Annotated in this window: 17 protein-coding genes; 8 read left to right on the top strand and 9 right to left on the bottom strand. The window is 49.0% G+C overall.

Annotated features, from left to right (window positions below; all coding sequences use genetic code 11):
* Positions 1-4 precede the first annotated feature (4 nt).
* Positions 5-1,369 carry a RagB/SusD family nutrient uptake outer membrane protein gene (locus BC349_RS11830; RefSeq protein WP_187256976.1) on the top strand — a complete coding sequence of 455 codons (1,365 nt, stop codon included), beginning with the start codon at positions 5-7 and terminating at the stop codon, positions 1,367-1,369.
* 86 nt (positions 1,370-1,455) lie between these two features.
* On the opposite strand, the gene BC349_RS11825 is transcribed toward BC349_RS11830, so the two are convergent.
* The 3 genes from BC349_RS11825 to BC349_RS11815 all read right to left on the bottom strand — a co-directional run bounded on the left by BC349_RS11825 (position 1,456) and on the right by BC349_RS11815 (position 4,518).
* Positions 1,456-3,006: an Rne/Rng family ribonuclease gene (locus BC349_RS11825; protein WP_187256975.1), complete on the bottom strand. Its 1,551-nt coding sequence runs from the start codon at positions 3,004-3,006 to the stop codon at positions 1,456-1,458.
* Between the two features lie 319 nt (positions 3,007-3,325).
* Positions 3,326-4,174 carry a tetratricopeptide repeat protein gene (locus BC349_RS20170; protein WP_187256974.1) on the bottom strand — a complete coding sequence of 283 codons (849 nt, stop codon included), beginning with the start codon at positions 4,172-4,174 and terminating at the stop codon, positions 3,326-3,328.
* Between the two features lie 23 nt (positions 4,175-4,197).
* Positions 4,198-4,518 (bottom strand): HU family DNA-binding protein, encoded by a 321-nt coding sequence (locus BC349_RS11815; protein ID WP_039136824.1) that lies wholly within the window; start codon positions 4,516-4,518, stop codon positions 4,198-4,200.
* Positions 4,519-4,691: 173 nt separating this feature from the next.
* On the opposite strand from BC349_RS11815, the gene mutY reads away from it, so the two are divergent.
* From mutY to gldD, 4 genes are all read left to right on the top strand, one after another.
* The gene (mutY, locus tag BC349_RS11810) at positions 4,692-5,750 is read left to right on the top strand and encodes an A/G-specific adenine glycosylase (protein WP_187256973.1); all 1,059 of its coding nucleotides are present in this window, start codon (positions 4,692-4,694) and stop codon (positions 5,748-5,750) included.
* A gap of 271 nt (positions 5,751-6,021) precedes the next feature.
* Entirely contained in the window at positions 6,022-6,456 is a 435-nt protein-coding gene (locus tag BC349_RS11805) for a single-stranded DNA-binding protein (protein ID WP_187256972.1), read from the top strand.
* Positions 6,457-6,505: 49 nt separating this feature from the next.
* Positions 6,506-7,822 (top strand): gliding motility-associated protein GldE, encoded by a 1,317-nt coding sequence (gldE, locus tag BC349_RS11800; protein WP_187256971.1) that lies wholly within the window; start codon positions 6,506-6,508, stop codon positions 7,820-7,822.
* A 15-nt stretch (positions 7,823-7,837) separates the two neighbouring features.
* Positions 7,838-8,497, top strand: coding sequence for a gliding motility lipoprotein GldD (gene gldD, locus BC349_RS11795; RefSeq protein WP_187256970.1), 660 nt, complete (start codon positions 7,838-7,840; stop codon positions 8,495-8,497).
* Here the strand turns inward: gldD and BC349_RS11790 are convergent.
* Complete coding sequence (locus BC349_RS11790) at positions 8,491-9,837, bottom strand: serine hydrolase domain-containing protein (protein ID WP_187256969.1); 1,347 nt, start codon at positions 9,835-9,837, stop codon at positions 8,491-8,493. The genes gldD and BC349_RS11790 overlap by 7 nt on opposite strands.
* Positions 9,838-9,903: 66 nt before the next feature.
* Here BC349_RS11790 and BC349_RS11785 point away from each other — a divergent pair, with 66 nt between their 5' ends.
* Genes BC349_RS11785 through BC349_RS11775 form a run of 3 tightly spaced genes read left to right on the top strand, consistent with a single transcriptional unit; the run spans position 9,904 to position 13,201 of the window.
* Complete coding sequence (locus tag BC349_RS11785) at positions 9,904-10,482, top strand: DUF3109 family protein (protein ID WP_187256968.1); 579 nt, start codon at positions 9,904-9,906, stop codon at positions 10,480-10,482.
* Positions 10,483-10,487: 5 nt separating this feature from the next.
* Positions 10,488-11,870 (top strand): LutB/LldF family L-lactate oxidation iron-sulfur protein, encoded by a 1,383-nt coding sequence (locus BC349_RS11780; protein WP_187256967.1) that lies wholly within the window; start codon positions 10,488-10,490, stop codon positions 11,868-11,870.
* Positions 11,871-11,875: 5 nt separating this feature from the next.
* Positions 11,876-13,201, top strand: coding sequence for a DUF7033 domain-containing protein (locus BC349_RS11775; protein WP_187256966.1), 1,326 nt, complete (start codon positions 11,876-11,878; stop codon positions 13,199-13,201).
* On the opposite strand, the gene BC349_RS11770 is transcribed toward BC349_RS11775, so the two are convergent.
* The 5 genes from BC349_RS11770 to carB all read right to left on the bottom strand — a co-directional run bounded on the left by BC349_RS11770 (position 13,180) and on the right by carB (position 21,784).
* Positions 13,180-14,154, bottom strand: coding sequence for a DMT family transporter (locus BC349_RS11770; RefSeq protein ID WP_222840159.1), 975 nt, complete (start codon positions 14,152-14,154; stop codon positions 13,180-13,182). The genes BC349_RS11775 and BC349_RS11770 overlap by 22 nt on opposite strands.
* Positions 14,155-14,192: 38 nt before the next feature.
* On the bottom strand, positions 14,193-15,725 hold the full coding sequence (gene purH / locus BC349_RS11765) for a bifunctional phosphoribosylaminoimidazolecarboxamide formyltransferase/IMP cyclohydrolase (protein WP_187256965.1): 1,533 nt from the start codon (positions 15,723-15,725) through the stop codon (positions 14,193-14,195).
* Between the two features lie 76 nt (positions 15,726-15,801).
* Positions 15,802-17,925 (bottom strand): ComEC/Rec2 family competence protein, encoded by a 2,124-nt coding sequence (locus tag BC349_RS11760; RefSeq protein ID WP_187256964.1) that lies wholly within the window; start codon positions 17,923-17,925, stop codon positions 15,802-15,804.
* 117 nt (positions 17,926-18,042) lie between these two features.
* Entirely contained in the window at positions 18,043-18,693 is a 651-nt protein-coding gene (locus BC349_RS11755; protein ID WP_187256963.1) for an NAD(P)H-dependent oxidoreductase, read from the bottom strand.
* Positions 18,694-18,958: 265 nt separating this feature from the next.
* The gene (gene carB / locus BC349_RS11750) at positions 18,959-21,784 is read right to left on the bottom strand and encodes a carbamoyl-phosphate synthase large subunit (RefSeq protein WP_187256962.1); all 2,826 of its coding nucleotides are present in this window, start codon (positions 21,782-21,784) and stop codon (positions 18,959-18,961) included.
* Positions 21,785-21,986: the final 202 nt, after the last annotated feature.

Raw genomic sequence — 21,986 nt, 5'->3', positions numbered from 1 at the left:
TATTATGCGAAGAATATTATATATACTACTTGCAGTAACAGGTTTAACTGCATGTGAAAAGAAACTGGATCTGAGTCCGACCCAGAGTATCTCTCAGGAAAATGCGCTGTTAACGGAAGGCGATGTAAAGGTGACGCTTATCGGTGCATACGGCGGATTACAGGCTGAGGCACTTTATGGGGGCGATATCCAGGTGATGAATGAGTTAATCGGTAATTCGGAGAACATCCGTTTCACCGGAACCTTTGCCGGTCTGGCAGATATCCATGCCCTTGAGATTACCACGCAGAATAGTTTTGCAAGGGATACCTGGCAGGGTGCCTATAACACCATCAACCGGGTTAATAATGTTTTGTCAGCACTGGACAAAGTGACCACTTCGGCTGATGAGCGCAACAGGATAGAAGGTGAAGCTTTGTTCATCCGGGGGTCCCTGTATTTTGAGCTGGTGAAGCTGTTTGCGAAAACCTGGGGTGATGGCGATAACGCTACCAATCCCGGAGTTCCCCTGATTTTAACCCGTACTGAAGGTGTTACACCAGAGAGCTATGCTCCCAGAAGCAGTGTTGCCCAGGTGTATGAGCAGATCAAGGCAGACCTTACCAGGGCCGAATCATTACTGCCTGCTTCCAATGGTATTTATGCCGCCAGTGGAGCTGCAGCAGCCATGCTGTCAAGGGTTGCCCTCATGCAGGGAGATTATACCGCCGCCAGAGATGCTGCCAACAGGGTGATTGAAAGCGGAGAGTATGAATTAACCGGAAGTTTTGGAGACCTGTGGTTCACCATGATCGACAACGCAGGCGCCAATCCCTCTGAATACGTTTTCTCCATGACCGTAACCCAGCAGGATGGTTCCAACTCCATGAACACTTATTTTGGAGCCAGTACCGGCCAGGCAGGAACTGGCGGCAGGGGTGATTGTAAGATTTTGCCCGCGCATATTGACAAGTACGAAGCGAATGATGCCAGGGGCGATTATTTTCAGGCACTCGGTGCAAACTTCTTTACCAAGAAGCACCTTGATCTGAAAGGTAATGTTCTCGTGGTAAGGCTTGCGGAAATGTACCTGACCAGGGCGGAAGCCAACCTGCGTTTGGGGACCTCAGTTGGCGCTACCCCGCTGGCTGATGTAAATATCATCAGGGATCGTTCCAACCTTCCGGGCCTCGGTACCGTGGCACTGGCTGATATCCTGAAGGAAAGGAACCTGGAACTTGCTTTCGAGGGCCAGGGATTGTCTGATGCGAAAAGAACCAGGTCTGCCTGGTCCGGAACCGCCTGGAATTCCAAGTTTTTGATTCTTCCGATTCCCCAGCGGGAAATGGATGTGAATGATAAGCTGGTTCAAAATGAAGCCTACCTCTAAGTAAAATAGTTGAACATACATAGAAAACGCCCCTCTGATCAGTATCAGAGGGGCGTTTTTAATTCTTTTGGGTGCGACAGATTTCCCTACAGCTTAATCTCTTCCTCGTGGGCGTCAAAGAAATGGAATTCTGTCAGGTGATAATTGGTATTCGCCTGTAATTTGATGTTCTGTTTGAAATTGCGCTTCCATTTCCAGAGTTTGCTGAAGATCCAGCCCTTGGTCAGGTAGGCATGCATGATCGGATGCACCGCCAGCGTGAGATTGCTGTGCTTATGGGTAATGAGGTAATTGAGGTTCTTTTCGATTTCGTCTTCCAGTACGAGCGAGGACGAGATTTTTCCGGTGCCACTGCAACTTGGGCAAACTTCCATGGTGTTGATGTTCAGCTCCGGCTTCATGCGCTGCCGGGTGATCTGCATAAGTCCGAATTTGGAAATGGGTAAAACGGCGTGCTTTGCCCGGTCAGGTTTCATCAGTCCTTCCATGGCGTCCATCAGGCGCTTTTTATTTTCGGGCAGTTTCATATCAATGAAATCTACCACGATGATACCACCCAGGTCGCGCAGCCTTAACTGGCGGGCAATTTCCTCCGCTGCTTCCAGGTTGGTTTCCAGGGCATTTTGTTCCTGGTTATTGCTGACACTCTTGTATCCGCTGTTTACATCCACTACATGCAGGGCCTCGGTATGCTCTATGATCAGGTAGGCACCACTGGGCAGGTTCACCGTTTTGCCAAAGGCAGCTTTTACCTGCTTGGTAACACCGAACTGGTCAAAAATCGGCGAGCCGTTGTGGTAGAAGGAAACTATATCTGCTTTATCCGGTGCAATCCGCTGGATATAACTCTTGGTATCGTTGTAAATATTACGGTCGTTTACTACAATACGGTTAAAATCCTCATTCAGCAGGTCCCGCAGCATACTGGTGGTCTTGGTCTGCTCACTCAGTATTTTGGCCGGGGCAACCGAACCTTTCAGGTTCTGCTGGATGGTTTTCCAGGTCTCCACCAGTGCAACCAGGTCTTCATGCAGTTCCGCGGTATTTTTACCCTCAGCTGCAGTCCGCACAATGACGCCGAAATTCTTCGGTTTAATGGCCTCTATGATCTTCTGCAGGCGCTTGCGTTCATCGGAGGAATGAATCTTCCGCGATACTGCCACCACATCATTGAAGGGAGTGATTACCACAAAGCGGCCGGGCAGCGAAATTTCGCAGCTCAAGCGCGGTCCTTTTGCAGCAATGGGTTCCTTGAGGATCTGTACCAGCACATTGGGTTTTCCACCTAAAACTTCATTGATCTTTCCGGTCTTGACAATTTCGGCTTCTACTTCGAACCTGCCGAAATCGAATCCGCCGGGTGTACCGTCATTGATGGATTGCGTAGTAAATTTCAGGAGAGATTTGGCGTAGGGACTCAGGTCGGTATAGTGCAAAAAAGCATCCTTTTCAAACCCCACATCCACAAATGCAGCGTTCAATCCAGGTATGAGTTTTCTTACCTTACCTAAGTATAAATCCCCCACAGCAAAGCTTGCATCTGCCTTTTCATTATGCAGTTCTACCAGCTTTTTGTCTTCCAGGAGAGCGATCTCAACACCCTGGGGCGCCGAGTTGATAATTAATTCCTTGTTCAAGCGAGTAATCTTTTTACATCAGTCCAATCTCACCAAAAGGAAAACAGCTGAGTGGTTCTGTACTTCACCGGCATCCTGTTAATTAAGCAATAATCGGATGGATGGCCGGAAAATAAACGATTCAGCTAAAGAGAATAAAGCCGGAATAAATATACATATTCCGGCTTTAAGAAGGTATGAAAAGAAAAAGTAATTACTTTCTCTTCTTATGACGATTCTTTCTCAGTCTTTTTTTACGCTTGTGCGTCGCAATCTTATGACGCTTTCTTTTTTTACCACAAGGCATCTTTACAAAAATTTATTATGTTAACAATTCAAACTATTTCAACTGCTGTATCCGCTTGGTCAGCTCCGCTTTAAGGGCCGGGTTGCTGATATGCTCTGCAGCATGTTCATACCATTCGATGGCTTTTGCTTTCTGTCCGCTCCGCTCATATCCTTCCGCCAGCATCAGCATCACTTCCAGGTCTTCGGGTTCTGACTTTGCCACTTTTTCCAGGCGCTCTACGGCTTTATCATATTGCCCTGAAAGGATTCCGCCGATACCCAGCATTTTTTGTGCATAGACATTGGTTGAATCACGGCGGCTCACTTCCAGCACCTGCTGAATTCCCTGCATGACCGCCTGTGGGTTGTCTGCCGGTGCACCAAAAATAAAGGTGCTGCCCAGTCCAACTTTCAGCGAATCACTGTTCGGGTTTAATACAATAGCCTTTTCAAATAACTCCTTCGATTGTCCGGCCAGCCAGCTTTTTACCTCCGGCTGTTCGATTCCTCTCAGGTTATCCAATAATAATTGGGCTGCAAAGGTGAGACTTTTTTCAGAATTTTCCAACTTGGCTGCTTCGGCAGTGTAATAGGCGAAAGGAAGGAAGGCTCTGGCTGAATCACTCCAGAATGCAGCCAGCTGGCGGAATGCCTTGATTTGCTGCTCTTTGACATCACCCCTTACCACAGATTGGGTCAGCCCACTTACATAGGTTTGCTGGTGCTCCGGTAATTTAGCCGTAGCTCCCTGGATAGCAAGCTGTATATCAAATGATTGTGAGGTGCCTGCGGCAGGCGTTGCCGCAGCGGGCTTTTTGGATGGTACCGTTTGTCCGAAGAAATAAATCCCCAGCAAGAGGATAATGCCCCCGCTGATAACAATAATTTGCTGTTTTTTCACCTTAATCAGTTAAGGCAGCGAAATTACATTTCTTCATCGGGGTTTGGTTGCCCTTCCTTTACTGTTTTGAGTTTTTTAACCTCCTGCACAAATTCTTTGGCAGGTTTGAAAGCAGGAATAAAATGCTCCGGAATTTCCACCGCCACGTTTTTCTTGATGTTGCGGCCGATTTTGGCTGCACGTTTCTTTGTAATGAAGCTTCCGAACCCGCGGATGTAAATGTTCTCACCCTGTGACAGCACATCTTTCACCTCCTTGAACATTGCTTCCAGGGTTACCAGGACATCCACCTTTGGGATGCCGGTTTTTTCTGCAATCTGGTTGATGAGGTCGGCCTTTCTCATATTTCACCTGTTTTGAGTCATTTGTCAAGTGGCGGAATGCTGGCCCGTTAACCCGGATTCCCCAACAAATAGGTATTTGTTTGTTAATTTAATTCAATTGATCAATCCGTGCAACTCTTATGCAATTTATTGATTTTGAATTAAATTGAAATTTTTTTCCGCATTACCCAAATATGCCAAACGACTTTACCAAACTCCTGTTGGAATGGAACCGTTCCGGTAATACCCGGCAGATGCCCTGGAAGGGGGAGAAAGACCCCTATAAAATCTGGCTGAGCGAGGTGGTATTGCAGCAAACCCGCGTGGAGCAGGGGCTGGCGTATTATGAAAAATTTATTGAAAGGTTTCCGACGATCACTGACCTGGCCATGGCCCCGGACGAACTGGTGTTTAAAACCTGGGAGGGACTGGGTTATTACAGCCGTTGCAGGAACCTGTTGGCCACAGCCCGGACAATTGCTTTTGAGAAATCCGGAGTTTTCCCGGACAGCTACGAGGATATACTGAAATTAAAAGGGGTGGGGCCATATACCGCTGCGGCCATTGCTTCATTTGCATTCGGTCAGCCGCAAGCCGTGCTGGATGGCAATGTTTTCAGGGTGTTGTCCAGGTATTTTGGAATCTGCACCCCGATCGATACCCCGGAAGGGAAGAAACTGTTCAGCCAGCTGGCTAAAGCACTGCTATACCAGGATGATCCTGCTGTTTACAACCAGGCTATTATGGATTTTGGCGCAGTGGTCTGCAAACCCCAGCAGCCCGCTTGTGAAACCTGTATCCTGCGTGGGGATTGCCAGGCTTTTCAATTGGGCTGTATCGACAGGATTCCTGTAAAATCCAGGTCCATCCTGCGCCGTAACCGCTTTTTCTATTATTTCATCCTTTCCTGGAAGGGGGGATATTATATCCGCCAGCGGAAGGAGTCTGATATCTGGCAAAACCTTCACGAATGGGTGTTGCTGGAGCGCAGCGAAATCCTTGAAGCCGATGCTGCAGGCTTTAAAAAGGAACTGAAAATTTTGCTGGATACTGCCGTTGGAGAGGTTCGGGAAATATCGGTCGTCCAGAAGCAGCAACTGACCCACCAGACCATCAGCGGCCGTTTCATCAGAGTTGAGCTGCAGACGCCGCTTCCCGAAAACTCGGGTTACCGGTTGGTCCGCCGCGAAGAACTTTCCGCCATAGCTTTCCCGCGGTACATCACCCGCTACCTCGAAACCCACCCGCTCTGATCTTTCCACCCGTCGGGTGATCATTTCACCCGTCGGGTCACATTCACCCGTCGGGTGCCACCCGACGGGTGATGAAAGCCCGCTACCCCGAAACCCACACAGTCTGATGTTTCCACCTGTTGTGTAATCTTTTTGCCAGTCGGGTGATCATTTCACCCGTCGGGTGCCACCCGACGGGTGAATAGAAAATTGGCTCAAATCCACTGAAAAAAAATTAATTTTAAAGAGTACTACCAAACAACAGGCGAATCATAACCTCAAATGAAACTATATGAGAGGAGTTAACAGGGTGATGCTGATCGGAAACCTGGGTAAAGACCCGGATGTACAGTACCTCGAGGGAAATATCGCAGTGGCAAAATTTTCCCTGGCCACCACAGAAACCTATAAAGACCGTGCCGGTAAACTCATTTCCCAAACAGAATGGCATACGGTGGTTTTATGGCGCGGACTGGCGGAACTGGCCCAGAAATACCTCCACAAAGGAAGCTTGGTGTATATTGAAGGACGCCTCCGGACCCGCAGCTGGGAAGACAAGGAAGGTAATAAAAAATTCGCCACCGAAGTAGTGGGCGACAATCTCATCATGCTTGATAAAAGGACAGATATACAAGGCCATGGCTACAACAACCTGCCCGGCGAAGGTCTTGAAGGAATGACCGGTGAGGACGCGCCCCCGGAGGCAAATCCCGACCTGCCATTCTGAATGAAGAAAATAGTGCAAATTTGTTCCTTTGTTAACAAAACCAATTGTTTTGGAGTACGTTTCGGTTGACGCTAATATTAAATTTCTCTGGAGTCCCTTTTTCCTGGCAGCAAACCTGCAGGGTACTACCTTCCTGGTAATTGTAATCCTTGTATTACTGGTTATATCCTATTTTATTTCCGGCTCCATGGTTGCGTTTTTCAGCCTGACCCACCGGGATATCAATATGCTGAAAACCAAGCAGGGCACCTCCTGGAAAAGGATCGTGAACCTGCTGGACGAACCCAAGATCCTGCTGGGATCCCTGCGTATCGGGAATGCCCTGGTTAATATCACCATCATCATCCTTTCCAATTTCCTGATCGATCAGTTGCTGCCCATCAAGAATAATTTCTGGCTGATCGACTTATTGCTGAAAGTTGTAATTGTTACTTTTTTCCTGGTCCTTTTCGGTGAGGTTCTTCCCAAAGTGTATGCATCCCAGAACAACCTCCGTTTCGCCCGTGATGCATCCTACCTGGTTGAAATAGTACACCTGCTTTTCAATCGTGCCAGCAAATGGCTGGTCGGAATGACTGATAGCATAGAACGCAATATGGGAGCCGATTATGCCAGCAACCAGTTTGAGGAACTTGAAGAAGATGTGAATGCATCGGAGGATGAAAAGAATATCATGCGCGGAATCGCAAAATTTGGAAATATCACCGTAAAACAGATCATGCGTACACGCCTCGACGTTAGTGGCATTGATTATCACAGTAGTTTCCGGGACCTGGTAAAACAAATAGAAGCACTGCATTATTCAAGGGTGCCCGTTTACCGCAACAGCCTTGATGAAGTGATGGGGATCATTCATTCCAAGGATGTACTGCCGTTCCTGAATGAAGCCGATGACTTCAACTGGCATACCCTGCTCCGGCAGCCCTATTTTGTGCACGAACAAAAACTCATCGAAGACCTGCTGCAGGATTTTCGCAACCGCCGCACCCATTTCGCCGTTGTGGTGGATGAATTCGGCGGCACCAGCGGTATTGTAACCCTGGAAGACATCATGGAAGAGATCATCGGTGATATCAGGGATGAGTTTGATGATGAAGAGAGCGCAAACCGTAAGATAGACGACAATAACTATATTTTTGAAGGACGTACCACCACTAATGATGTTTGCAAGGCAATGGGGCTGTCGCTTAATACATTTGACGAAGTAAAAGGAGAAAGCGACTCACTTGCCGGACTGATCCTGGAAGTGGCCGGGAAAATTCCAGCCGAAAATGAAATGATTGAAGTGGGTGATTTCCAGCTTACCGTTCTCGAACTGAACCGTAACAGAATACAGAAAGTAAAAGTGACCATTCGCCCCCTCTAAAACTTAAATTTCCTCATGAAGATTTCAATTCCTGCCATCCTGGTTATGTTGCTGCTGGCTTCATTCACCATCGGCTCCTGCAATAGCCCGTTTACACCCAAACCAAGAGGCTATTTTAAGATCAGCCTGCCCGAACACAGGTACCAGGTATTTGAGCGGGAAGGCTTTCCCTATACCTTTGAATATCCTGTTTATGGTAAAATTTCCCAGGACAGCACCTATTTCGAAGAACAGCCCGAAAATCCTTACTGGATCAATATTGACATTCCTGAATACGGCGGCAGAATATATATCAGTTATAACAGGATCGGAGGTAAGGCGCGGTATAAAATTAAAAATGCAAAAGGCGAATATGTTGACTCCATCGGCCTGAACACGTTCGAAAAATTGCTCAACGGATCCTATACCCTGTCATTCAAACATTCCTACAAAGCAAGTTCCATTGAAGACAGCGTTTTCAGGACAGACAACGGACTGGACGGGATATTTTTCCGGATCGGGGGAAATACCGCCACCGCCAACCAGTTTCTGGTAAGCGACTCGGTTAAACATTTCCTGCGCGGCGCGCTCTATTTTGATGCCACACCCAACGAAGACTCACTGCGACCTGTAAACGCTTTTCTCAAGGAAGACCTTACACACCTGGTGAATACGCTAAGGTGGAAGGATCAGTAAGGGCTGGTGTCATAAATGGGCATCCCACCTGTGGTTGAACGGGACTGGTCCATTAAGGCGGAATACACCTGCACCTTGAACTTGTCATGGATATCCCCATGCCTGTTCGGCCACTGGTTGATGAAAAGCTGCGCCACGATCTTTTTTTCCGGATCGATCCAATAAGAGGAGCTGAAGGCACCGCCCCATTCAAAGCTTCCCGCTGAAAGGCCCAGCCTCGCCGCTTCTTTTTCCGTAACCAGGCCAAAGCCCAGTCCGAATTTATTATTGCCATTGTTCAGGGAGCCGATCTGGTTGGTGGTCATCAGCTTAACTGAATTGGGGCTGAGGATCCTTTTACCGTTAAGTATTCCGCCATTCAGGATCATCTGCATAAAAAGCGCATAATCATAAGCGGTAGAAGAAAGACCGGCGCCGCCGGCGAAGAACCTGCCATCGGAATTCGGGAAATCGGGATCAATGTTTTTACCTTCCACACCAAGTGGTTTTTTAAGGGCGGAAAGCCGTCCGAGGGAATCTTCCCCATGCAGTCTGACCAGCCTTTTCCGGCGGTCGGCGGGCAGATAGAACCAGGTATCCTGCATGCCGAGCGGTTCAAAAATCCGGCGGCGGAAAAATTGCTCCAGGGACTGCTTGCTGACCAGTTCAACAATATATCCCAGTACGTCAATATTTAGTCCATAGGTAAATTTTTCCCCCGGCTGGTGTTCGAGCGGAATGGTCGCGATCCTGTTCACCTGGTCGGCGAGTGATTCATGGGGTGTTCCAATTCCGCCATAAACGCCGGCTTTTGCTGCGATGGCTTTATATGTTTTGGAGCCTATCTGCGCATAACCAATACCGGAAGTATGGGTCAGGAGATCCCGGATGGTGATATTCCTTTTTAACGGTTTCGTCGTATAGGTCGTGTCGTTCTCATTGAATTTGTCGAGCACTTTTACGCCTGCAAATGCGGGAATATATTTTGACACGGCGTCATCCAGTAAAAGTTTCCCTTCCTCCAGCAAGATCATGATGGCAGTGCTGGTGATCGCTTTGGTTTGGGAAGCTATCCTGAAAATATGGTCCTTCTTCAGCTGTTCCTTTCCTGAAATATCACTGAAGCCCAGCGCCTTGTGGTATGCGATCTGCCCGTCCCTTACAATTATCATGGAAGCCCCGGCAATCCACTGGCTGTCTATATACTGCTGAACGATGCGGTCCAGCCGGCTGAAACCTTCAGCCGAAAATCCGGCTTTTTCCGGAACGCCATTTCCAGGGGAGGAGGATTGGGATACTGAAACGTTGGGAAGGGCCAGCAGTAAGGTTTTCAGCAGTACTGCCAACAGGAAATTCTTCATACTGATCGATTATTGAAAAAAGATACCGATATTTTTTGATAAGTTACCTTTGGCAAAAATCCGGGAATGATCGTTATTGAAAATACATTGGTTAGTGATGAGGTAATTGAAGAGCAGTTTGTCTGTGATCTCTCGAAATGCAAGGGAGGCTGTTGTGAAGACGGCGATACTGGTGCACCCCTGGAAACCGGGGAACTGGATATTATCAATGAGGTATATGAAATCGTAAAACCTTACCTGACAAAGGAGGGAATCCGGGAAATTGAGCAGACGGGCAGGTATCTGTATGACAGGGAATATGGCTGGGTTACACCGGCAGTCAATGGTGGCATGTGTGCTTACGGCTACCACGATGAAAAAGGAATTCTGAAATGCGCTTTCGAACAGGCATATTATGATGGGAAGATCAGCTGGAAAAAGCCGATCAGCTGCCACCTGTTTCCTATTCGCATTAAAGTGGGGAAGGAATATGACCTTGTTAATTACGAGCCGCGTGAAACACTTTGTGCGCCGGCCTGTAAACTGGGAAAAAAACTGAAAGTGCCGGTTTACCAATTCTTAAAGGAAGCCATCACCAGGAAATATGGTGCAGAATATTATGAGGCCCTGGACGCCTATTATCAAATGTATCATGGTAAAAAATAACTGCTATGAGCGCTGACCTTAAAAGTACGTTTCTTGCCAGGAGTACGGTTCGTGCTGCGGACCTTGAACATCGCCGAAAGATCAATTTTAATATTGGCAAATACAATGCGGTGGTACCCCAGGGAAAGCAACAGTTTGCGGAACTGAACCTGGCGCGTGAAAGGGCGAAGAATATCAAGTGGCGGGCCATTGAAACACTCGACCAGCAGCTGGAGAATTTTGAAGCGGCCTTCACCGCGAGGGGCGGGAAAGTGATATGGGCAGTTGATGCCGACCAGGCAAGGGAAGAGATCCTGAAGATTTGCAAGGAAAAGAATTGTAAGACCCTGGTGAAGAGTAAAAGCATGGTGACCGAGGAAATCAAGATCAACGAATTCCTTGAAGCGCATCATATTGAAAGCGTGGAAACTGACCTGGGTGAATATATCCAGCAACTCGATAATGAGCCGCCCTATCATATTGTAACTCCGGCTATGCATAAGAGTAAGGAAGATGTTGCCAGGCTCTTTGCCGAAAAACTGGGCACAGATCCGAAACTTACACCGGAACAGCTTACGCTGGAAGCCCGTGCACGCCTGCGGCAGAAATATGTTCAGGCTGAAGTTGGCATTACCGGGGCTAATTTCCTGGTCAGCGATATCGGTGGAATCGCCCTCACGGAAAATGAAGGGAATGCGCGGCTGAGCTGCTCCTGGCCAAAAACACACATTGTTGTGGTTGGCATAGAAAAAGTCATCCCATCCATGCAGGACCTGGGCCTGTTCTGGCCTTTGCTGTCCACTTTTGGCACCGGCCAGCAGGTAACCGTCTACAATACCATCGTTTCCGGACCACGCCAGCCAAAGGAAACCGATGGTCCCGAAGAAATGATTGTCATTCTGCTGGATAACGGGCGCACGAATATTCTGGCCAATCCGGCTTCCCGCGAAAGCCTTTACTGCATCCGTTGCGGAGCCTGTCTCAATGCCTGCCCGGTGTATAAAAATATTGGCGGTCATGCTTACGGTACCACCTACAGTGGCCCCATCGGAAGTGTAATCACTCCCCACCTGCGCGGTATGGATGACTGGAAACACCTGAGCCATGCATCTTCCCTTTGCGGCAACTGTACGGAAGTATGCGCTGTGAAAATCAACCTGCACGAACTCCTGCTGGAGAACCGGAGTGAAGCAGTGGAGGAAGGATATGCCCCTTTTGCGGAAAAACTTGCCTGGAAGGGATGGAAGTTTACCATGATGAACCGTAAATGGATGAACAAAGGCAAACCTGCCATGAAGGACTGGATGGTAAATAAGGTTTTCAAAGGATGGACAGCCCACAGGGCCGATCTTCATTTTCCCGGCAAAACATTCAACCAGCTCTGGCGTGAAAAAAATAATCCTTCCTGACACACATGTTAATTTACTCGGAAAAGCAAAGCCCGCGTCTCAGTTACGTGATTGACTTTATCAGCGCTGAACTGCTGACTTCTCCTGCTGCCATCACCACTGATCGGGAGGTGTTCCGGCATTTTGAAGGAGTAAAAATCAATTATGCCAATGAGTCATTTGAAGAGGGATGCTTTCGTATTTCGCCAACTCCCATTTTGTTTGAAACCGGTATCCGGGATTTTCCAATAACATGCTTCGAACTGGGTGGCCATAAGGCGTTTTTTGCCACCGGCTCAGACGATCTTGGGTTTGATATTTTTGCTGCCATCTTTTACCTGGTCAGCCGTTATGAAGAATACCTTCCACACCAGAAAGATGAATACGGCCGATATTCGCACACCGCCTCCCTGGCATTCCGGGAAGGATTCCTGGACCAGCCACTGGTCAACAACTGGCTGGAATATTTCCGGGAAAAGTTGCAGGAAAGATTCCCCGCAGCCATATTCAGGCGCAAGAATTTTTCTTTTGTGCCAACCTATGATATCGATATGATGTACGCCTATAAGGCGAAGGGCTGGAAGCGGAATGCCGGTGGCCTGGTGCGGTCAATACTGAATGGTGAGTGGGCTTCCGCTGCGGAACGGATCAGTGTGCTGCGTGGCAAGGCCCGCGATCCCTATGACGCCTATGAATGGCTGGATGCACTGCATCTATACTGTCGGGTGAAACCGGTATACTTCTTTTTGGTAGCACAACAGCAGGATGGCGTCGATAAAAATATTCCCACTTCAGTGAAGGCATTCCAGCAGCTGATCAATTATTATGCATCTGCCTTTGAAGTAGGGCTACACCCATCCTGGCGCAGCAGTGTATCTGCCGATGATAAGATCATGCTGGAAGAAAAGGAATGGATGGAAGTGATTGCTGATGTGCCGGTGGTACAAAGCCGGCAGCACTATATCAAATTCAGTTTACCGGAAGGGTATGAAAGACTGATCCGCTGCGGAATACGTAAGGATTATTCCATGGGATATGGTACCATCAACGGTTTCAGGGCATCGGTTGCATCGCCTTTTTTCTGGTTCAGCCTGGCCGAAAATAAGGTAACTAACCTGCAGGTATACCCGTTTTGCTTCATGGATGCCAATGCTTATTATGAACAAAAGCTGAATCCCCAGCAGGCCTACACAGAACTGATGAAATATTATGCCGCGGTGAAAAAGGTAAGAGGGTGTTTTATCACCATCTGGCACAATAATTTTTTGGGAACGGACCCCGGACTTAAGGGCTGGCGCGACCTCTACGAGATCTTTATGAAAGAGGATGCCTACTGGGATGCCGGTGCCTGATCGGATTCGGGTGGCGGAATTGTTTTCTTTTTCCGGAATTCTTCATTGACCAGGTACACGCCTGCAAGTGCCACCAGTCCGCCAACTATAATAAAGCTGTTCAGTTTTTCTTCAAAAAGCCAGCTGCCAATCAGGATGGCTACTATTGGATTGATGTAAGCGTAAATGGTAACCTGTTCTGTCGGCAGGTGCTGCAATGCATAGAGATATGCCATGAAAGCCAGTACAGATCCGGCAATGGCGAGATAGGCGATGGAAATCCAGGATTCCACGGGTATCTCTGAAAAGGGAATATGTTGCCCGCTCAGCCAGGATACGCCACCCATCGCGATTCCGGAAATTATCATCTGTAGCCCGATACTGAAGTAAGGATTGAAGGCAGTAGCCTGCTTTTTTGTGTACAGGGTTGCAAATGCCCAGGAGAGTGATCCCGCCACTGATATGATGATGCCAAACCTGAAATCGGCATTGAAAAAATCATGCAGGTGGTCATAAAAGATGACGCAGATACCCGCGAAGCCGAGGATAAATCCGATAATCGCTTTAGGAGCAAGCCTGGTGCTGCCGGTAATGAGGGCGATGACCACCAGCCAGAGCGGAAAGACGGCGCCGATGATGGCTCCCAGTCCGCTCGAAATGTACTTTACTCCCCATGTGGAGAGGCCGTTGCTGAGAAAGAAATTAAGCAGGCTCAGTACGATCACCGGCCACCATTGGTTCCCTTTCGGAAACCTGGTACCTTTTGCAGCGAAGAAGGACACATAGATCAACCCGCCTGCCAATTGCCTGATACTGGCCAATTGCAGGGCGGGCATCCCTTTGACACCTGCCTTAGACGCCACCCAGGTTGTGCCCCACAAAAAGCTTACTGCCGCCAGGGCCAGCATGGCTTTGGCATAAGTGCCCTTTTTATGAAGGGTGAGTGGGTTGGCTTGTTTTAGTGTCCTGAGCAATTCATGTAGGTTGGGAGGGATGACACGGGAAGAGTATGCTAGTGCTTAAAATGTCTCATTCCTGTCATCACCAGTGCCAGGTTGTTGGACTGGCAGTATTCAACAGAATCTTTATCGCGGATGGAGCCACCGGGCTGGATATAAGCTTCAATGCCGGCTTCATGTCCCAGCTGCACGCAATCGTTGAACGGGAAGAATGCGTCACTGGCCAGTACCGCGCCTTTGAGGTCGAAATTGAACTGTTTGGCTTTATCGATCGACTGGCGGAGGGAATCGATCCGGCTTGTCTGGCCGCAACCTTTTCCTACCAGCTGCTTGTTTTTCACCAGTGCGATGGCATTGCTCTTGAGGTGTTTACAAACCAGGTTGGCAAAAACCAGGTCTTCCCTTTCAGTGGCGCTGGTTTCCCTTCCGCCAACTTCTTCCCATTTCTCAAAATTACCGGTGTCGTTTTGTTGCATCAATACGCCATTGAGCAGTGATTTGAACTGGTGTGTTGTGTCCAGCTGCTTTTTCTGCTGCAGCAGGATGCGGTTTTTCCTGGTTCGTAAAATATCCAGGGCTGCCTGCTCATAGGAAGGCGCAATCAGGACTTCAAAGAAGATTTCGTTGATGGCATTTGCCGTTGCACTGTCAACAGTTCCGTTACAAACAAGCACTCCGCCGAAGGCACTTTCGGGATCACCGGCAAGTGCTGCATCCCAGGCAGATTTCACAGAATTCCGTGCTGCGATTCCGCAAACATTGGTGTGCTTGATGATGGCAAATGTAAACTCAGTTTGTTCGTTCCCGTTAGTGTCGAATTCTTTGATCAGCTGAACTGCGGCATCTACGTCCACCAGGTTGTTGTAGGAGAGTTCCTTTCCGTTCAGCTGGTTGAACATTTCATTCAGGTCGCCATAGAAAACGCCTTGCTGATGTGGGTTTTCGCCATAACGCATCACTTTCCGCCCAGGTACGGAAGCCAGGAAATAATTATCGAATGAAGGCGTAAAATATTGTGAGATGGCAACGTCATAGTGTGCACAAACTTCGAACGCCTTTGCGGCGAAATGACGGCGCTGCTCCATGGTGGTGGTACCATTCTGGTCGCGCAGGATCTGTTCCAGGAAACTGTAATCCTGTTTGGAGGCGATCACCACTACGTCGCGGTGATTCTTGGCAGCGCCACGGATCATGGATGGCCCGCCGATATCAATCTTTTCAATAATCGACTGCTCATCCGTCGTATTGGCCACTGTCTCCTCGAAGGGATAGAGATCCACAATTACAAGGTCGAGTTCAGGTATTTCGTAGTCCTTCATTTCCTGCAGGTCCTGGTCATTGTTACGGCGACCCAGGATGCCACCAAACACTTTTGGATGAAGTGTTTTAACCCTGCCACCCAGAATGGATGGGTAGGAAGTAACACTTTCAACAGGAACACAGGGCAGGCCCAGTTTTTCAATAAACTGCTGGGTGCCGCCGGTGGAATAAATGGTCACACCTTGTTCGTGCAGTAATTTAACGAGGGGTTCCAGTCCGTCTTTGTAAAATACGGAGATCAATGCTGATTGGATCTTCTTGGTCATACGTTGGGGTTGACTTGTTTTGTGTTGCTGGCAAGTATGCAGAAATACCGGAATTCCGGCCAATGAAGGCGCAAAGCTACGGTTTCGGATGGAATTTCAGTGCATCCGGCCAGTCGCGATTGGATTTCAGGCTGCCCAGAAAGGCCCCGGAAGTCCAGGTATTATGGCATTGGATCCCTGCAATTTTCAGTTCTTCTTCCCATTGCTGTGCTTTGTTTTCATACACGCTGCCGTCTATAATGACCACACATTTTGCAGGAATGTGGTTTGCGAATCCCTTGATGTTCCTGGTTTGGCGGGTTAACAGGAGGAAGGAAGGGTTGGTTTTCAACAGGCCGGCTGCTTCCTGTTGGTTTTGGGGCAGGGCAAGGGTATGTTGATGGATCCGAAGCAGTGGTGTGGCAAGGTAGCGGATATTTGTTACCCTGAAATACCTTGCTGAAGCTTGCAGAACCGGGTGTTTCGTAGTTGAAAAGGCTGTCAGCATTCGGGTGCAATCCTTCCCCCAGATGATTTCAACTGCCGATTTTCCTGGGAGATGGTAAACGGCCAGGATCTGCTGCCTGCTTTTGGTGGCATGGTCCGCAAAACGGCTTCCCGCAAAAAATATCAGGGACACCAGGGTTAACAGGAATGGCCGTCTGTTTTTAGTAGCCAGCCAGACCGTTACGCAGGTTATGATTCCATATGCCAGCCATGTCTGTGTTGTACTCCATTCCAGCTGGTCAAGCACTGCGCCGGGAAGGCGGTCGATGCGTCTGATGAAGGCATTCATCCAGTTGATCAGGGCGACGGTCAGCTGTCCGGCCAGGTTGGTCGGAATAAGGCAGGCACTCATGATCCATTGTAAAATGGCGGTAATCAGGGCGAGGCTGGATAGGGGCACGGCCAGCAGGTTGGCAAACAGGAAATAAACCGGGGCCTGGTGAAATTGGCCGATACTGATCGGCAGGGTCAGGACCTGGGCAGCCAGGGTGACAGCCATCAATTGCCATATCGCATATGCGATTTTGTTCTTTGGCTGTAGCCAGGGCGTGATCAGCGGCTGGAAGACTACAATACTCAGCAAGGCAGCAAAGGAAAGCTGGAAGCCTGCATCCCAGAGCCAGAAGGGATTATAGCAGAGCAGGGCAAATGCGCCAAGGGATAGGGCCTGGATCGGGTCCATTGGTTTGCGGAGGATTTTCGCTACCAGCAGCAGGCTGAACATAAAGGCGGCACGGATGATGGAAGCCGCTGCGCCGGCAATCCCGCTGAACCACCAGGTGATGAGCAGAACGATGGCGGCTTTGAACCACCTGGTGATGGGAAATCTGTTTTCCGGAAACACCAGCAGGTGCTGGAGCAGAAGGAAGATCAGTCCCAGGTGCATTCCTGAAACCGCAATTACATGAACCACACCGGTATTGGTATAGGCCTGGAGAAGGTCTTTGTCCACTTCATCGCGGTAACCAATCAGGAGGGCCATGGCCAGTGCCCGGGCGGGTTCGGGTGCGGAATTCCGCATGGCCGCAAGGGCTGAGGATTGTCCTGTTGCCAGGAATCTGTTGAGTGAAAATCCGGTTGGGGTTTTCAGCAGCATGATGTCTTCCGGTTTGAGATAAGTCTGGTGGTATATATTCTTTCTTTGACAAAACCGGGCATAATCGAAGCTTCCCGGATTGCCGGGGGAGGTGATGGTTTTCAGGTTGCTGGCGGGGATCAGGTAGATGCTGCCGGGTTGAAGCAGGTCCTGATTTCCGGAAGGAATGTAGGCAATGATTTTCCCTTTGGCGGGATTAGTCTTGCCATTTTGGTCAATGGTTGAATGGATTGTAAGCTGGTAGCGAAGGGATTTTTTTCCGGGGGATGGAAGTGCATCGGGACTAACGGCAATGGCTATGGTATGGTTTAGATGGTATCCGATCCAGTTGTGGTGGTGGGTTATTTTGTGGTGATTAAACAGCAGGATACCGGTGGAAAACAGGAGGCAGTTTATTAACAGTCCGCTGAGTGGTGCCGGTCTATAACGTAGAGGGACAATCGAAGACTGGATGATCAGGAGAATGGCAGAAGACAGGATTAACAGGGATGTTGAAATGATCCCGGCCAACCCTGGTTGGATTGGGAATAACTGGTTTTGCCCCTGGCTGATTCCTGCCATCAGGGGTAATACCAATCGTAGGAAAGGGGCTCTTTTCCAGAGGGGTGCACGCTGCATTTACCAGTTTTGCGAACAAGTTAATGCAGGGTTTAGCCCCAGTCAAGAGTGTTAAAACGGTTCCCGCGTCTGACGCGCGTCTGACGTATGTCAGACGCGCGTCAGACGCGGGAAGAATTAACCGGTTACTGTTTCGCTTTCAAAAACCGTGAAAAAACTATCTGCCGGGCGACGTACTTTGGGTGCATTTGCCAGCATGTCTTTTTCTTCATCGCGATAGCCAATAGCGAGAATGGCAACAGCTGTTTGACCTTTGTGTTCAAGTTCCAGTATCTCATTAACAGCCGCCGGATTAAAACCTTCCATTGGGGTGGTGTCAACCTTTTCAATGGCTGCAGCCGCGGTGGCAAAGCCAAGGCCAATATATGCCTGCCGAGCATTCCACTGGTAAATTTCTTCCGGGGATTTTCCACTGATGCTGCCCAGGATCATTTTCCTGAAATCATTAAGGGTGGCAACCGGAATATTCCGGGTAGCTGCGATGTTGTTCATATATCTGTCAACCTGTTCTGCAGTCAGGTTTTTCCAGGCAGCAAATACCAGGATGGCTGCACTTTCTGTTACCTGAGGTTGGTTATAGATCGCCGGAGCCAGCTTATTTCTGAGTTCAGGGTCTTCAATAACCAGCACATCAAATGGTTGCAATCCCAGGGAAGTGGGTGCCAGTCTGATCGCTTCCAGGATATTCTTCATTTTTTCCGCTGGAACAGACTGACCATTGTAGCGTTTTGTGGCATAACGCCAATTAAAATCTTGTAAGTAGTTCATATTATTCTTGTGTATTTGTAAAACAATAATTGTACATACAAAGTTCAAACATTATTCCAAAAAATGCAAAATGAAGTCTTTCTGCCAAATGGTCATTCTCCCCCCACCCGTCGGGTGCCACCCGACGGGTGGGGGGAGAAAAGAAATTCCCTGGTTATCTACCAGGGAATTATGAATATGATAAAATCTAAAGTGATTGTTTTACCCGTCGGGTGCCACCCGACGGGTAAAAAGGAAAATGACCCGGGAGGGGTAAGGTGTTAGCTTACTTGCTCAGGTACATGGAACGATCCTTGTACAACTGGCGGAAATAAGGGTCACGGAGGTCTTTTATGAAGCGGATTGCTTCACCGGTGCTTTTCATTTCGGGACCTAATTCCTTGTTCACACCTGGAAATTTGTTGAAACTGAATACGGGTTCCTTGATTGCAAAGCCTTTTAATTTCTTTTCAAATTTGAAATCTGTCAGTTTGTTGACTCCGAGCATCACTTTGGTGGCGATATTCAGGTAGGGAATCTGGTATGCTTTGGCGATGAATGGAGTGGTACGGGAGGCACGGGGGTTGGCTTCGATCACAAACACTTTACCATCCTTGATGGCGAACTGGATATTGATCAGTCCACGGATATCCAGGGCCCGGGCTATTTTTTCAGAATAGTATTCCATGGTGGTAATCACCAGCGGCGTCAGGTTGAAGGCCGGCAAAACAGCATTGGAATCTCCGGAATGGATACCGGCCGGTTCGATATGTTCCATCACACCCATCACGTGGAAGTTTTCGCCATCGAAAATGGCATCCACTTCTGCCTCCTGGCAACGGTCTAGGAAATGGTCAATCAGGATCTTATTTCCGGGGATATGTTTCAGCAGGCTTACGACTGCCTTTTCCACTTCTTCGTCGTTGATCACGATCCGCATCCTTTGTCCTCCCAGCACATAGGATGGGCGCACCAGCACGGGGTAACCCACGCGGTTAGCCACTTGCACTGCTTCATCCACGTCGAAGGCCGTGCCGTAATCGGGGTAAGGGATGCCCAGTTCCTTCAGCATATCACTAAAACGGCCACGGTCTTCGGCAATGTCCATGTTATCAAAGGATGTACCGATGATCTTAATGCCCTTTTCGTGCAGGCGTTCTGCCAGTTTCAGCGCGGTTTGTCCACCCAATTGAACAATCACACCTTCGGGTTGCTCATGTTCGATGATCTCCCAGAGATGCTCCCAGAACACGGGTTCGAAATATAATTTGTCGGCGATATCAAAATCGGTGGAAACGGTCTCGGGATTACAGTTCACCATAATGGCCTCATATCCTGATTCCTTGATAGCCAGCAGTCCATGCACACAACAGTAATCAAATTCAATTCCCTGGCCGATCCTGTTGGGACCAGAACCCAGTACGATCACTTTTTTCCTGTCGCTGCGCTTGCTCTCATTTTCCCCACCTTCCTCGAAACTGCTGTAGAAATATGGCGTTTTGGCCTCGAACTCGGCGCTGCAGGTATCTACCATTTTATACACCCGACGGATTCCTGCTGCAGTGCGTTTTGCATATAATTCATCCTCATGTCCGTCCTGCATGATGCGGCAGATCTGTTCATCGCTGAATCCGTGCATTTTTGCTTCGCGGATCAATTCCATGGGAATACTGGCCAGTTTGTATTTGGCGATCTCTTTCTCCATGTTCACCAGTTTCTGGATTTCATAGAGGAACCAGCGGTCGATCCCGTTGGTCGCTTTAACGATGGTATTGATACTCACTCCCAGCATCAGGGCGTCCTTGATGCGGAAGATGCGATCCCATTTCGGTTTCTTGATGTATTCGATCAGTTCTTCGGCATGCATCTGGCTTTTTCCGTAATAACCCAGTCCAACTGCATTGTTCTCGAGGCTCTGGCAGGCTTTCTGCACGGCTTCGGTAAAACTGCGGCCGATGCCCATCACTTCGCCCACGCTTTTCATCTGCAAGCCGAGGGTATCATCGGCGCCCTTGAATTTGTCGAAATTCCAGCGGGGAATTTTTACAATCACATAATCGAGGGCCGGTTCAAAATAGGCAGAAGTGCTTTTGGTGATCTGGTTTTCCAACTCATCCAGGGAATATCCGATGGCCAGTTTAGCGGCGATTTTTGCGATGGGATAGCCGGTTGCTTTTGAAGCCAGCGCGGAAGAGCGGCTTACCCGCGGGTTGATCTCAATGGCGATGATCTCCTCTGTAGCAGGGTTGAGGGCGAACTGCACGTTACAACCGCCGGCAAAGTTCCCCAGATCACGCATCATCATGATGGCCGTATTACGCATCAGCTGAAAGGCCGTGTCGGAGAGTGTCATGGCCGGGGCAACAGTGATAGAGTCGCCGGTATGCACGCCCATAGGGTCGAAATTCTCCACAGTACAAATGATCACCACATTATCATTGGCATCACGCAGGAGTTCCAGCTCAAATTCCTTCCAGCCCAAAACAGCCTGCTCAACCAGTACTTCATGAATGGGAGAGGCCTGCAGGCCGCGGTTCAGCGCCTCATCCAGATCTTCTTTATCGTGCACAAATCCGCCACCGGTTCCACCCAGGGTGAAAGAAGGGCGAATTACCAGGGGGAAACCAATCTGCTGTGCGAATTCCTTTCCTTCCAGGAAGCTGTTGGCGGTTTTGGCAGTAGCCACCGGAACGCCCAGGGCGATCATCCACTGGCGGAATTTTTCGCGGTCTTCGGCCTTGTCGATGGCTTTGATGTCTACGCCGATCAGGCGAACTCCATACTTCTCCCATACGCCCAGGTCCTCGGCTTCCTTGGCCAGGTTCAGCGCTGTTTGTCCACCCATTGTCGGCAACACGGCATCTATCTGGTTTTCTTCCAGGATCTGTTCTATACTTTCCACCGTCAGTGGCAACAGGTACACCCGGTCGGCCATCATGGGGTCGGTCATAATAGTGGCCGGATTGCTGTTGATCAGGATGACCTTGATCCCTTCCTCCCGCAGACTGCGGGCGGCCTGGGTGCCTGAATAGTCAAATTCACAGGCTTGTCCGATAATAATGGGGCCTGAACCGATGATCAGGACTGACTTGATGGAGGTATCTTTTGGCATGTTTGCGGAAAAATAAATTGCGCAAAAGTACGGCCCGGGAAGGAATTTCCGAGATAATTTTTACCGGTAGCCGGTGACCGGCAGGATTTTCACCCGTCGGGTGCCACCCGACGGGTGAACAGTGCCTGATGGGTGAACAGTGTTCAGCGGAGGGGACAAAAAAAGGCCTTCACGAAAGTGAAGGCCTGTATGTTGATGACTT

It is taken from the genome of Flavihumibacter stibioxidans (genome assembly GCF_014332695.1).
GTDB lineage: Bacteria > Bacteroidota > Bacteroidia > Chitinophagales > Chitinophagaceae > Flavihumibacter > Flavihumibacter stibioxidans.
This window is presented reverse-complemented; position numbering and strand designations above follow the sequence as displayed.